The 14671-nt window shown below is 38.4% G+C and carries 7 protein-coding genes and 3 tRNA genes; 3 read left to right on the top strand and 7 right to left on the bottom strand.

All coding sequences use genetic code 11. From position 1 onward, the window contains the following. Window positions 1–179 precede the first annotated feature (179 nt). From B6A32_RS11700 to alaS, 5 genes are all read right to left on the bottom strand, one after another. A tRNA-Arg gene (locus B6A32_RS11700) sits at window positions 180–256 on the bottom strand. A gap of 133 nt (window positions 257–389) precedes the next feature. After that, a tRNA-Arg gene (locus B6A32_RS11695) sits at window positions 390–466 on the bottom strand. A gap of 145 nt (window positions 467–611) precedes the next feature. Then, window positions 612–703 (bottom strand) — tRNA-Ser (locus tag B6A32_RS11690). A 206-nt stretch (window positions 704–909) separates the two neighbouring features. Beyond that, window positions 910–1107: a carbon storage regulator CsrA gene (gene csrA / locus B6A32_RS11685; protein WP_085304221.1), complete on the bottom strand. Its 198-nt coding sequence runs from the start codon at window positions 1105–1107 to the stop codon at window positions 910–912. Between the two features lie 1408 nt (window positions 1108–2515). Next, window positions 2516–5140 carry an alanine--tRNA ligase gene (gene alaS / locus B6A32_RS11680; RefSeq protein ID WP_085304219.1) on the bottom strand — a complete coding sequence of 875 codons (2625 nt, stop codon included), beginning with the start codon at window positions 5138–5140 and terminating at the stop codon, window positions 2516–2518. Between the two features lie 664 nt (window positions 5141–5804). On the opposite strand from alaS, the gene B6A32_RS11675 reads away from it, so the two are divergent. After that, window positions 5805–9302, top strand: coding sequence for a hypothetical protein (locus tag B6A32_RS11675; protein WP_143327903.1), 3498 nt, complete (start codon window positions 5805–5807; stop codon window positions 9300–9302). Between the two features lie 164 nt (window positions 9303–9466). On the opposite strand, the gene B6A32_RS11670 is transcribed toward B6A32_RS11675, so the two are convergent. Continuing rightward, on the bottom strand, window positions 9467–10192 hold the full coding sequence (locus B6A32_RS11670; RefSeq protein WP_085304215.1) for a siderophore-interacting protein: 726 nt from the start codon (window positions 10190–10192) through the stop codon (window positions 9467–9469). A gap of 198 nt (window positions 10193–10390) precedes the next feature. Next, a complete protein-coding gene (locus B6A32_RS11665; protein WP_085304213.1) occupies window positions 10391–10834 on the bottom strand; it encodes a DUF2798 domain-containing protein in 444 nt (147 codons plus the stop codon). Window positions 10835–10935: 101 nt separating this feature from the next. Here B6A32_RS11665 and B6A32_RS11660 point away from each other — a divergent pair, with 101 nt between their 5' ends. Continuing rightward, window positions 10936–11352 carry a MarR family winged helix-turn-helix transcriptional regulator gene (locus B6A32_RS11660; RefSeq protein ID WP_085304211.1) on the top strand — a complete coding sequence of 139 codons (417 nt, stop codon included), beginning with the start codon at window positions 10936–10938 and terminating at the stop codon, window positions 11350–11352. A 557-nt stretch (window positions 11353–11909) separates the two neighbouring features. Beyond that, window positions 11910–14645, top strand: coding sequence for a hypothetical protein (locus B6A32_RS11655; RefSeq protein WP_085304198.1), 2736 nt, complete (start codon window positions 11910–11912; stop codon window positions 14643–14645). Window positions 14646–14671 lie beyond the last annotated feature (26 nt).

The raw sequence follows: 14671 nt of genomic DNA, 5'->3' as shown, positions 1-14671 counted from the left end.
AATAAGTTAAAGCAATTGCATTAATGCCTTTATCACTTAAGAAAATTAATCTATTTCTCGCTAATACTTAACTGAGCAATGGGTTATAGCAATTGAAATAAATAATCGGATGCTTTTAAAAGAGGTAATGATAAATTTTAGGCGAAAAAAAACCAGTCATAAGACTGGTTTTTTTAATGTGGCGGACGCGGCAGGAGTCGAACCTGCGACCGCCTGGTTCGTAGCCAGGTACTCTATCCAGCTGAGCTACGCGTCCGCGGTCAATCGTTATTTTATATCTTGATTCAAGATAAATTTATATCAAATTAAAACTTAATATAAATCATATATTTATTTTTTATTAGCTTTAATACTAGCTACTCTTTATTATTTATCCACTTAAAGAAAAGTGGCGGACGCGGCAGGAGTCGAACCTGCGACCGCCTGGTTCGTAGCCAGGTACTCTATCCAGCTGAGCTACGCGTCCTTATTCAAACTTGTTATTTATATCTCTAGTTTAAGAGATAATGAACTAACAACATTAACTTAGGTAAAACGACCTAGTGAATATTATATACATTCATAATGAACTATTTCAATACCGTTGTTCCTACGGTGCCAATCTAAAAGAATGGCGGAGAGGGAGGGATTCGAACCCTCGATCCGGGATAAACCAGATACTCCCTTAGCAGGGGAGCGCCTTCGGCCACTCGGCCACCTCTCCAATGGGTGCGAATAATAAGGGATTAAAAAAATAAGTCAAACATTTTTCGGCATTTATTTATATTTTTTGACTGTTTGATGAGAATTCAAACAATACGGTTAATTTCCCAACATTAAGTTACTAAAAATGGCGCCTTTTACTCTGAATAAATTATGTTACTAGATCAAAAAAGCCGACTGATGTCGGCTTTAATTAGTAGAAAATACTTAGATTTCATTCCCTGAGGCTTCACCCTCACCTTTTTCTGATTGAATTCTCATGTATATTTCTTCACGATGAACTGACACTTCTTTCGGCGCATTAACACCAATGCGAACCTGATTGCCCTTTACACCTAACACTGTCACTGTGACGTCGTCTCCGATCATCAACGTTTCACCAACTCGGCGAGTTAATATTAACATCTTAATTTCCTTTATGTTTAAAAACGAGATCCACTAAATATATATAAGCTAGTAACAAATTAAATTTAGTCTAATTTTTGCAAAAGTGCACTAAAGATTACAATAAGTATTTAAAAAACTTATTAAACATTGAAAATTCCATTATCAATGTCAGTTTTTAAGTATTTAAATAAGAATGTGTAAATCAAGAGTAGAATGCAATTTAAGCAATTCATGGTTATTTTACCAACCTTAATGAAACAATAAACAGTTTATGCTTAATTAATTGTTATTTTGGTAAATTATTTTCTAAATACCTTTTAAACTGGTCCGATTTCACGTTTTATTAACATAAACGGCTAGTCTTCTATACATAAGACCTGTTAACTACAAAATAATTCCACTGGAAATGAAATAAAAATATTACTTTTAAATGAATAGAGAACTTATTAGTAGGATCGTAAAACCAGCCCTCTCAAAAAACACAGCAAAGATATATCACCACCGAGGCACCGAGGGACTTCCTACACCGAGAAAAGCAAAAACATTAATGCAAGATCTTACCCGCATACACTGCTCTTATCACTGTTCTTATCACTGTTCTCTTCTCGGTGTAGCGCGCAGCGCCTCGGTGCCTAGGTGGTAGCAACCCTTAAATTTTTTAATCTCTTACGAAAAAGAGCTCGGTGATAAAGCTTAAAGCCAAAAAGCACAGCAAAGATATATCACCACCGAGGCACCGAGGGACTTCGTCCTGCACCGAGAAAAGCAAAAACATTAAAGTAAGATCTTACCTCACATACACAGCTCTTATCACTGTTCTTATCACTGTTCTTATCACTGTTCTTATCACTGTTCTTATCACTGATCTCTTCTCGGTGCCTCGGTGCTAGCAACCCTTAAATTTTTTAATCTCTTACGAAAAAGAGCTCGGTGATAAAGCGTAAAACCAAAAAGCACAGCAAAGATATATCACCACCGAGGCACCTAGGGACTTCGTGCTGCACCGAGAAAAGCAAAGACATTAATGAAATATCTTACCCGCATACACTGCTCTTATCACTGTTCTCTTCTCGGTGTAGCGCGCAGCGCCTCGGTGCCTCGGTGGTAGTAGCCCTTTATTTTTTATCTCTTACGAAAAAGAGCTCAGTGATAAATGCGTACAGCCAAAAAGCACAGCAAAGATATATCACCACCGAGGCACCGAGGGACTTCTCCCTGCACCGAGAAGAGCAAAACACATGAAAGTAAGATCTTACCTATACTCAATTTCCTTATCACTAATCTCTCCTGGTTGCCTCGGTGGTAAAAGCCCTTAATCTCTTAGTTTTTTAATCCGTAAAATTATTAGGTTTAAAGTTTTATAAAACCCTAGATCAAAAAAAGGGACACAAGGTCCCTTTAGTTAATTTCTATATGATGCTATTGCTTAGCTCAGTTTATCAGTTAACCAGTTCTGAGCTGCTGTTAGAGCCGCTTCAAGGTTTTCTGGTTGGCTGCCACCTGCTTGTGCCATATCAGGACGACCGCCACCTTTACCACCTACTTCTTGAGCCGCTACATTAACTAACTCACCTGATTTAACTCGCCCGACTAAATCTTTAGTTACGCCAGCAATTAAGCTCACCTTATTATCGCTCGCGGTCGCAAGTAAAATAATGCCTGAGCCCATTTTATTTTTCAGGTCATCAACCATACCACGCAATGATTTAGCTTCTACGCCTTCTAAGTTAGCAATAAGCGCTTTAACACCATTATAATCTTTAGCTTGGCTTACTAGGTCTGCACCGGCCGCACTGGCAAGCTTTTGCTTAAATTGCGCGAGTTCTTTTTCTAACTCTTTATTACGTAATATCACTTGTTCAATTTTACCTGTGACATTAGCCGGCTCAGTTTTCACTAACGCTGCAATGGTATTTAAGGTTTGCTCTTGTGCTTCAAAATAGTTTAATGCCGCTTCACCTGTTACAGCTTCAATTCGACGAACACCCGCAGCAATGCCTGACTCAGAAGTAATCTTAAATAAACCAATATCACCGGTACGATTAACATGTACACCACCACAAAGCTCTGTAGAAAAGTCACCTAAGGTAACAACGCGAACTTCATCATCGTATTTTTCACCAAATAAGGCCATTGCACCTTTTGCTTTGGCTTCATCTATTGCCATTAGGTTAGTGTCACGCCCCAAATTACTACGAATTTGTGCGTTTACCATACGTTCAACCGTATTTAACTCTTCTGGCGTTACTGCTTCAAAATTAGAAAAGTCAAAACGCAGTTTTTCGGCGTCACATAATGAGCCTTTCTGAGTAACATGCTCGCCTAGCACCTTACGAAGCGCAGCGTGTAAAATATGCGTTGCCGTGTGGTTCTTCACAATAGCATCGCGACGTTCAGTATCAATTTTGGCGGTAACTCGGCTATTCAAACCAATGGTTTGTCGAGCAATACCTTTATGCGCAAATGCATTGCCAAGCTTGGTTGTGTCGGTAACTTCAAAAACACCGTTTTCTAGGATTAATGTACCGCTGTCACCCACCTGTCCACCTGACTCAGCATAAAATGGCGTTTGGTCAAGAATAACAATACCCGTTTCACCTGCGTTTAATGTGCTAACTGAAGACTCATTGTTAAACAGTTCTACCACAGTAGATGACATTTCATTACGCGTGTAACCTTTAAAGTTAGTGCGATGTTCTGATTTTAGTGTTTCGTTATAGTCAGTACCAAACTGGCTGGCTTTTTGGGCACGAATACGTTGTTGAGCCATGGCGGCATCAAAGCCTTCAATGTCGATATTAAGCGCTCGCTCACGAGCAATATCAGCGGTTAAATCAGCTGGAAAGCCATAAGTATCGTATAACTTAAATACATCATCGCCAGCAATAGTGTTGCCTTTAAGATCAGATAATATATCTTCTAGTAATGCCATGCCTCGGTCTAACGTGCGGCCAAACTGCTCTTCTTCTATACGTAAAATTTTCTCAATAGTTGCTTGTTGTTGAACAAGTTCAGGATATGCAGCACCCATTTGCTCTGCAAGTGAGGCAACTAATTTATGAAAGAAAAATGACTTAGCTTCTAATTTGTGACCGTGGCGAATAGCACGGCGAATGATACGGCGTAATACATAGCCACGCCCTTCATTTGAAGGCATAACACCATCAGTGATTAGGAAACTACATGAACGAATATGGTCGGCAATAACACGCAGAGACTTATGCTCTAAATCGTTACATTCAAGTAATTTAGCGGTGTCTTTAATTAAGTTTTGGAAAATATCTATTTCATAATTGCTATGCACACCTTGTGTAATAGCGGCAATGCGCTCTAAGCCCATGCCTGTATCCACTGAAGGTTTTGGTAAGTTTTCCATTGTGCCGTCAGCATGACGGTTGTATTGCATGAAAACTATATTCCAAATTTCGATGAAGCGGTCGCCGTCTTCATCTGGCGAACCTGGAGGACCACCGAAAATTTCTTCACCGTGATCATAAAAAATTTCAGAACAAGGACCACAAGGACCAGTATCACCCATAGACCAAAAGTTATCTGACTCGTACTTTTTATCGGCTGACTTATCACCTATACGAATAATTTTATCGGCTGGCACGCCAATTTCATTCAACCAATAATTATAAGCTTCGTCATCACTTTCATAAACGGTGACCAATAATTTTTCTTTCGGTAATGCCAATATGTTGGTTAAAAATTCCCAAGCATAAGTTATCGCTTCTTCTTTGAAGTAATCCCCAAAACTAAAGTTACCTAGCATTTCGAAAAAAGTATGGTGACGCGCGGTATAACCAACATTTTCTAAATCGTTGTGCTTACCACCAGCACGTACACAACGTTGCGCAGAAGTTGCTCGGGTATAACTGCGAACATCATCGCCTAAAAAAACATCTTTAAATGGCACCATACCAGCATTGGTAAATAATAATGTCGCATCGTTACCAGGAATAAGCGAGCTACTCGCAACAATTTGGTGCTGCTTAGAAGCATAAAAATCTAAAAATGCCTGACGCAATTGGGCACTAGTTTCAATCATGTGAATTTCCAACTTTTCGAAAAATTATATCTGTTTAAGCGTTTAATAGTGTCATGATTTCATGTAATGAGAAACCATCTTATTGTAAAGCGTAGTATTTAAGCTTGAACTTTTTGTTCTTTATTAGGGACGCACCAAAGCGCATATTATACGCAACCTCTGCTTGAATATACCAATGTATTTAAGAATTTAATCCTAATTTCATAAAAATAGTCGATAACATTAACTTTCATTCACATTACTGTTGAATAGCGTAAGTTTTTACAGGGGAAGTGTCGCTTGATAATTTACACTGTTATGGTACTTATTCAGACTCAGCACCTCAATTCCATACCAGTATTGATGAGTTTTCTAAAAATAAAAACTGCATAACAAACTGAGGGTTTATCGGGCTTTAAGCTAAGGTTTAATGTAAAGCTAGCTTTTAAATATAAGTACTTAGCGTCGTTTCAAAGGAAAACTTTAGGCGGAGCCTTACTTTTACATTAAACAAAAATAGTCTGTAAATGTAAAAATATTGTAATAATGATGATAAGTTTTACATTATGTTAATAATCGCGCAAAATAAACTTAACCAATTGAAATAGTGAATTAGCAAGTTTAGAGCGACATTCAGTTATCAATATAAGCTATTGTTTAGCAATTAATAAAAACAGGGACCTGTATGAAGGGACAAATGAAAAACATGCGTTTAATGTTAGTTATTTTATTTAGCTCACTATTTTTACAAGCATGTGGCGGCTCAAACGAAAAGGCTCCAACATTCACCGTTAGTTCATCGGTTTCATCGGTAGCATTTACTAATGAGTTTTTACAAACTGAGAGCAATACCATCGCCATTGATGTAAATTTTGATGGCTCGGGTTTATTACTTGGTTTTGCTCCAACGGCGCAGCCAGTTGCTTGGTTGAATTATCGTATTGAAAACCTAACCGCAAACTCAGCTACCATTCATATTGATGTTGTTGACGCTGATATCATTGCTGCTGACTTATACGGCACAACATTAAGGCTATCAAGTGGCGACCCAGCCACAACAAATTTAGCGCATGCAGATATCAATGTTTCATTATTGGTATGGCAAGCACTTACCTTTGATGACACTTATGGCGTTGAATCAACACCTGCAAAAACTATCGAGTTAAGCTCTAGCGCAGACAACTTATCACTAACGAGCTCAGTACCTTGGCTAAGTGTTGAAAAAACCTTTACTGACGGTATTACCACCATTACTGCAACACCTAATTTGGCTGAGTTTAGTCAATCAGGCTTTTACCCTGCCACAATCGACATTACTAGCCCACTAGGCACAACTAAATATCCGGTTGAATTAAGCTTAGATAATATTCATATTTTTTCTGATAAAGTCAATGTTGCCTTGGCCGAAACGGGTAATATTAACAACCGTAAAGCAGTGCTGAATATAAATTCAAATAGTGTTTTACCTTGGGGCTGGCAAGCAAGCACTGAAGCAACATGGCTAACCTTGACGCCTGACAACGATAATAACCAATTAACCATTACCGCTGACAGCAGTGCACTAGCCAATAACACTACAACCCTGGCTGAAATAACCCTTAGCCCAAATGATCAAACCACAGCAATGGCAAACACAATACAAGTGAGCTTTTATAAATCTGACTTGAACACTGAAAACAATTCTTTAGACATTATTGCTAATACCGATGGCATAGTTACTGATCCTTTATTGCCGCAATATTATGTAGCCGTTAATAACGAGCTACGAAGCTATCACCTTTATAGCAACGAATTATTATCATCAACGGTAATTTCACCTGAAGAAACAACATTAGAGCAACTGATCATCCACCCTGACGCTAGCATAATACTAGCCAAGGCGACTGAAACCGTTGTTATTGATGAAGACACCACTGAAACCACAGTACACAGATATAAAATTAATCTTGACGATATGAGCTTTGTTGAATTAACCGATATCGATATTATCAATGAGCCGGTTAAATTTATTCGCATTGACGGCCGCTATTTTGTTGCAACAGCACTTTTAGAGTTTGCTGATGAAAACCTTATGCAAGTTGGTTTTGATACCGCTAATGCCTTTTTCGCCAGAGCATTTAATGTCGCAGAACAAAATCAAACTCTGTTTGCTTTAGATATTAGTTCAGCTGATGATTTAATGTCGATAAAGCGTATTGAAGCTATGGTGAACGACTTTGGCCGTAACCCGATTACAACCAGCATTAGTCACAGCTACCGCCCAGAGTTATTAGGTGAGAACGATCAAATTAATGACTTTTATGTTACTTCAGATGAAAAAAACATTTATGCCCTAAGCCCAACAAGCCAATGGATAAGCTTTGATGGTACAACTTTTACTGACAATGGTGTACTTAATAGCGACGAAGCTATTATAGATTTAGCGCTAGCACATACAGCGAATGATCGCCCTCACTTTGTTAGATTTGATCCCGAAACAGGCTTTAGCATTGATGTTTATAACGAAGAACAAACCATTGCTAACCGTATTACATTAGGTTCAAACCAACCCACTCAAATGCTAATAGCCAACGGTGATAGCAGAGCTGTGCTACCTTCGCCAAACGCTAACAGCATAGATGTTATTAATTTAAGTCAATTTTCTACTTCTTCTGAAACCTTAAGCTTTACCACCAATTTTGGTGATAGTGTTATTAACCAACAAACACTGACACTGTCGAATATTGGCGCAGATTGGCAAGCATCTGCCAGCGCTCCTTGGTTGATATTAACCCAGCAAAGCGATGAAAATGGCGATGCTATTTTAATTGATATCGATCGCAGCCTAATTACAGGTTGGGGCTTAATGTCTGCCAGTATATCTATATTCGACCCTGCAAGTGGCACAACAAAAGTTATAACGGTAGAACTTGCGATTGACGCGATAAGGTTAAGTAGCAACTATCCATCATTAGCCTTTAACAGCTTAGCGACCGAACAAACTTTAGAACATACCGTTGATATTATAACGAACAGCGAAACACCTATTGCTTGGCAAGCAAGCACCGATGTTAACTGGTTGTCTTTGTCAGCAAACAACACAAATAATACCCTTAGCATTAACGCAATTCCTGCTAATTTAACTGCTGACGGTGTCTATAGCGCAGTAATTAACTTAACACCGACGACCGAAGGTTCAGCTTTAGCGGGTAGCATTAACGTAACGTTTAACAAAGGCGCTGATGACAGTGCAGATATTGATGTTGAAAGTGTTACGGTCAATGCTTCAGGTTTAGTACTTGACCCAATGCGACCTTATGTTTATATCGCTTCAGGTGACAAAATTAATACTTACCACGTTATTTCTGGTACCTTAATCAATACTGCTAACTCCCCCTTGGCTGATGTAGATTTAACTAACTTAGTTATTCATCCAGACGGTTCAATGCTATTGGCATCTAACAGTGAAACCTATTTAGATGAAAATGAAGTTGAACAAACACGGGTGAATCATTACCAATTTAACTTAAGTAATTATCAGTTTAGTGAAATCGACAGTGAGAATATCACCATAGCGTTTCGCCCAGTTTTAATTAAAATAGTCGCTGGCGCACCGGTTGTTATCACACAAACTCTTGAATACGCTGATTTAAACTTAGTTCGCCAGTATTGGGATCAAGAAAATGCTTACTTTACCTCAACTATTGGACAAGCTAATAGCGCTGATATTGTAATGGCATACAAGCAATCAACAACGTCATTAGAGCGCTATGCGCTTAGCTATAATGCCTATGCCAGTGAAATGGTTTCAGTAATGAATAACCCAGCTTATACTAATAACGCTTTTGTCAGCCTAACAAGCATAAGTTTGAACCATGATGGCAACACCATTTATAGCGCCAATAGCACTTCTGAATGGGCAAGTTTTGACGGTACAACATATACCGATAATGGCTTACTGCACACAAATGCTAATGTTCAAACCATTAATACAATCTCTGATACCGAAGACAACAGTTATTTCTATCGCTTTGATCAAACACAGGGAATGGTATTAACTAAATACAATGCTGCTCAAGTTGAACTTTGGTCAGAATTAATTATTGCTGATAGTCCAAAACAGCATTATTTTCTGCCAGAGTACCAGCGAGTAATTATTTATGACGCCAGCACATCAACATTAAAATTGCGCTCTCATCAATAAGAGCAGGAAAAATGTATACGCCTATTTTTAAGCCACATAAACAGGTGGCAAAGCGAGTAAAATAGATAAAGTATAAATAATAAAAAACCGCATTAATGCGGTTTTTTTATTGCTGAAAGTAAAACTTAAGTCATCATGATTAAAATATACACTCCTAGCGCTATTTACCTTTTCTGATTCCAATATGCGCTGGCATAAAGTTTAGTTTTATCATATTCACAGCTGGTGTTTAAATGCGACTTTAATTGCTTAACAACGCTAGCCTCTGCAGCAATAAATATCGCGGTATCACTGATATCATTGCCTAGTGACTTAAGTCCTATAAGGAAATCTTCTGTGAATTTATTTGCTGTTACAAGCCAGTGTAGCTTTACTCCTTTTGGCGCTGCTATCACTTGTTTATCTTGCTCGTTAGGTATTTGAATATAAGCATGTCCCGCTGTATTCTCTGGCAGTTTCTCCAATGTTGCAGCAATGGCGGGCAATGCGGTTATATCACCAAAAAACAAGTGATTTGGTGCGTTTAAATCGGCATGTTTTGCATCGCCTGGCCCAGCTATACCAAGATAATCACCTGTTTTCGCTGCAAGTGCCCAATTAGTCGCTAAACCTTGGTGATCGTTTACAGCAAAATCAATCGTTAACGCTAAATTTTCTTTATCAAACGATCTAATGGTATAAGAGCGCATGAAATTCTTAAAGCCCAAATATACGCCTAGTTTAGGCTTTTTATTACTTGAACTAGGCGCAGGAAAAATGGCTTTTACATGGGCGCTTTCTTTACCCTCTGGGAAGTCAGCAAGTGAATCTCCCGTTAAGGTAATTCTTCTCATGTGTGGCGATAAATCATTAATAGATAAAACCTGTGTCATTCGCATAGTGGGTCCCATAATATTCTCCTATTTTTTATCTAAATTAAATAATACCAATTGATTTAATGAATCGATCAATTTTAAACGAGGATAAATTTTCAGCAGCAAGGCGCTTGATTGAGCAATAGCAGGCTATTGGGATTGAAAGCAACGTAGATACTGGATATTTAAACCGCTTTAGAATGATCGATTGTTTATATCAATTGGTATAACATGCTAAACAACACCTTCATCAAGCTTTGGCTTTATCACTAACGTCATAATAAGCGACAACGTAATCCCTACGGGTAATGCATAAAGTAAACTATTAAAAAATAATGCAAAAAAGTGTGTTATTGATTCATAAACACCACTTTTTATGGTCAGAACTGCTGCCATAATCGACTCCATAGCGACAGCCATTAACAAACCTTGTAATAAGTTTTTTTGCAAAACAGACCATGCTGAGCAGTAATGATTTATCAGCTTACTTAATATGATAAAAACACAGCCTCCGGTAGGAATTAATACTAAAAAGGTAAACAGAAAAGCATTTAACCAAACATTAAGAAAACCCTGTGAGCCCTCAAGATTTGCAATGGTCATAATCGCCGTAATACTAGCGACCATGAACAGCATCACCAAAAACATAATAGTTACTCTTTTAAATTTAAGTGGCATAACAACTCTCAATACAATATAGTTAATAAGGTCTACTATATTGTATATTGGTTGATATTGTCAACTATATTTTTATATCATTAATTTATGCGGAAATAACGATGGAATTAAGTGAAGCTCTTTTTAATTTAGTGCACGCAGTACGTAACAACATGAAGCAAGAAATAAAACTATTAAACATAGATTTATCTCCAATGCACTTAAAGTCTTTAAAAGTAATATCACACATAGATGAATGCACAGGGCAAAAGTTAGCTGACTTTATGGGCCGAGATAAAGCCCAAATTAATAGATTAATTAAAGAGCTACTAAGCCAAGAGCTCATTATCAAAACAGATAATGAAAAAGACAAACGTAGTCATTTATTAACCTTATCGGTTAAGGGCATTGAAATAATCACGTTATTTAAAACAGCTGAGAAACAGCTATTCGATAAAATGGTCAACAATGTTTCAGCTGAAGAAGTTGCTGACTTTATTCAATTATCCCAAACGCTTAAAGCTAACTTGAATGAGTGATGAGAAAGTTAAAAGCACGCATAGCTTTGTTTGCTAGAGTGCTTAGCGTATAGGGAATATTAAGATTGGGTGAAAGCTGTTTGAGGCTTAAAGTTACTAAAAGCTAAAAACTGCTTGGAGCCTAACAATGTTATTAACTTAAGCTTAAGTTAATAACAATGATGATCCTTAAGCGGCCATTCATTGATGTTACTAATAAAGTGCTGTAAGTAGGAAACTACACTCAAACTTATCGCTTGTGAGATAAAGATTAACATAGTCTTCAAAGTAACTTAAAAATATAAATTGAACGCATTTACCTAAAAATTAGTCGTGATTTAAATTAAAGATTAAGCAATTTAACTGTCATTGTTTTAGCTATTCAATATAAGCTTTATCCCTTTATCTACCTAGCATACGTACTATTTTATTTATTTATAATCACCTTTAGTCTGTCATCTAACTGTCACTTTTCCTAAACAAAAACTACATATTTCTAAAATATTTCTGTCATTTTTGCGACGTAGCATGACCGCAATTTTATTAAAACAATAAACTCTGCGGAGTGGGTAACTAAGATGCAAATGACAAAATTTTTTAGAATAAGTGCTATTTCAGCAGCTTTAGTATTAGCCGGTTGTGGTGGTGACATTGAACTATCATCAGACGTAGATAATTCAGTTGGCGATACTGTTATTAATAACCCTGCACCAGTAAATCCAGATCTAGGTGTAGAGTTACCGGGTATCCCTTCTTCATCTTTATCTGCTGAAGTAAGCGCAGCAGTAGGTTTTGATGTACAAGTTCAAGTAGTTGACGGACAAGTTACTGAAGACACTACTTTAGCAAGCAGTGATGGTTCTAAACCTGTGTTTTATGCCATTAGCGGTGGCTTAGAAATTATGGGTGGTGCTACGTTAACTATTGATAAAGATGCAGTGTTATTTGGTCAATCTGGTAACGATTACTTAGTTGTTCATCGTGATGCTAAGATCATGGCAGAAGGCACTAAATCAGAGCCAATTATCTTCACATCATTACAAGATGTTAAAGGTGAAGAAGTTTCTGCTGGCCAATGGGGTGGTATTGTAATTTTAGGTAATGCTCCTTCTAATAAGTGTCCATCAGACGGCAGTGAGTGTGCACTTCAAATAGAAGGTGTGGGTGAAGGTGCTGTCTTTGGCGGTAACAACTGGGAAGATAATTCAGGTGTACTTAAGTACGTAGTTGTTAAGTTCGCAGGTTATGAAATTGCACCAGACAATGAATTAAACGGTGTTACTTTCGGTGGCGTTGGTTCAGGTACAACTGTTGATTACTTACAAGTTCACGCCAATGCTGATGACGGTGTAGAATTCTTTGGTGGTGCCGTAGATGCTAAGCACTTAGTGTTGACGGGTAACAAGGATGACAGCATTGACTGGGATAATGGCTTTAAAGGTCGTTTACAGCATATCTTCGTACAACATGCTGCAAATGCTGGTGAAGCAAATCGAGCTATCGAAGCTGATAACGACGGTTCAACACCAGATAAAGAGCCAATGTCTAACCCTACTCTGTCGAACATGACAATTATGGGTAACAATTTCGACACTGCTGATAAAGACTCAGAAGGTATCTACTTACGTGAAGGTACCTCAGCGAGCATCTACAACACAGTAATTACAGGTCCTGCTGAAATGGGCGAGTGTTTAGAGTTTGAAGCTGGTCAAACAGTAACAAATGCTGAGTCAGGTAACATTGTTATTCAAAACAGCACGATCGCTTGTAACAATGGCGAAAACTTCAAAAACGCTGGTGACTTCGATTTAGAGGCATGGTTTACCGGTGAAGCAACTAACATGGTTAGCACTTCAATTCTTATCGATGAAGACGGTGTGCCAAGCTCACAATCGCCATTATTAGGTACAGGTCAAGATACATCAGCTGTTGATACTTGGTTCGATGTAACTGACTACCAAGGGGCTTTTGATGGTGCAACTGACTGGCGTGAAGGTTGGGCATTTGGTTTCGGTGGTGGTGTAATTACAGAGCCGCCAGAAGAAGAAGGTTGTCCTACCGGGACTTCTGCAATTGCACCAGTAAATGGTCAAACTACTTGTGAGATCTCAGGTACTATCACTTCAGATTTAACTTTAACGTCTAATAACTTATACGCATTAGACGGCCCAGTATTCGTTGGTAACAACCGTGCTGACTCAGCTACGTTAACAATCGAAGCAGGAACAACTGTTTTTGGTCGTTCAGGTGGCGATTACTTAGTCGTTAGCCGCGATTCGAAAATTGAAGCACTAGGCTCAGCTCAAGCACCAATCACTTTCACTTCTAGCCAAGATATTAATGGTGAAGAAACTGGCTCTGGCCAATGGGGTGGTATGGTACTTCTAGGTAACGCTCCTTCTAATAAGTGTCCTACATTAGCTGGTGGTGCTATTGACCCTTCTTGTTCATTACAAGTTGAAGGTGTTGAAGAAGGTGCAACATTCGGTGGTGATAACTGGGAAGATGACTCAGGTACATTACGCTATGTAGTTGTTAAACATGCTGGTTTTGAAGTTGCACCGGATAACGAATTAAACGGTATTACGTTTGGTGGTGTTGGTTCAGCAACAACCGTTGAGTTTATCCAAGTTCATGAAAATGCGGATGATGGTGTTGAATTCTTCGGTGGTGCGGTTAACGCTAAGTATGTTGTTTTAACATCTAACAAAGATGACTCAGTTGATTGGGATAACGGCTTCCGCGGTAACATGCAATACGTTTTAGTTAAGCATGACGAAAATGGCGGCGAGTCTAATCGTGCAATTGAAGCGGATAATGACGGTTCAAATCCAAGCAAAGATCCTCAATCAAACCCTACGATTGCTAACATGACAATTATTGGTAACTCATTCGATACTGCCGATAAAGACTCTGAAGGTATCTACTTACGTGAAGGTACTCGTGCTCAATTACATAACTTCGTAGTAACTAATGCTGCTGGTGAGTGTTTAGAGTTAGAGACTGGTGTGACCGTTGACCAAGCTATTGCGAACGAAACAGTCATTACTAACTCAGTATTTGCATGTAACGAAAACTTTAAGAGCCAAGACAGCTCAACAGGTGCATTTGACCTCATGGATTGGGTTATCAACATCAACGCTGACAACAGCACAGAAGCTGGTATTGCAGATGTTATCAACGGTATCTACACAATCGATGCTACAGTGCCTTACAGCTTCGGTTCACATGCATTCTTCGATAACGCTGACCACATCGGTGCGGTATCAGAAAGCAATGATTGGACTGCAGGGTGGACAGTAGGTCTAGAGTAATTAGCTAGGTTATTGCGAATTCTTGC

Source organism: Colwellia polaris (assembly GCF_002104515.1).
Lineage (GTDB): Bacteria > Pseudomonadota > Gammaproteobacteria > Enterobacterales > Alteromonadaceae > Cognaticolwellia > Cognaticolwellia polaris.
The sequence above is the reverse complement of the archived record's forward strand: the minus strand, read 5'-3'. Positions and strand labels throughout refer to the sequence as shown.

What these genes read in the sequence shown, in the direction of transcription:
- csrA (WP_085304221.1), bottom strand. Translation starts at nt 1,107, where the DNA reads ATGTTAATATTAACTCGCCGAGTTGGTGAAACGTTGATGATCGGAGAC.
- alaS (WP_085304219.1), bottom strand. Translation starts at nt 5,140, where the DNA reads ATGATTGAAACTAGTGCCCAATTGCGTCAGGCATTTTTAGATTTTTAT.
- B6A32_RS11675 (WP_143327903.1), top strand. Translation starts at nt 5,805, where the DNA reads ATGAAGGGACAAATGAAAAACATGCGTTTAATGTTAGTTATTTTATTT.
- B6A32_RS11670 (WP_085304215.1), bottom strand. Translation starts at nt 10,192, where the DNA reads ATGGGACCCACTATGCGAATGACACAGGTTTTATCTATTAATGATTTA.
- B6A32_RS11665 (WP_085304213.1), bottom strand. Translation starts at nt 10,834, where the DNA reads ATGCCACTTAAATTTAAAAGAGTAACTATTATGTTTTTGGTGATGCTG.
- B6A32_RS11660 (WP_085304211.1), top strand. Translation starts at nt 10,936, where the DNA reads ATGGAATTAAGTGAAGCTCTTTTTAATTTAGTGCACGCAGTACGTAAC.
- B6A32_RS11655 (WP_085304198.1), top strand. Translation starts at nt 11,910, where the DNA reads ATGCAAATGACAAAATTTTTTAGAATAAGTGCTATTTCAGCAGCTTTA.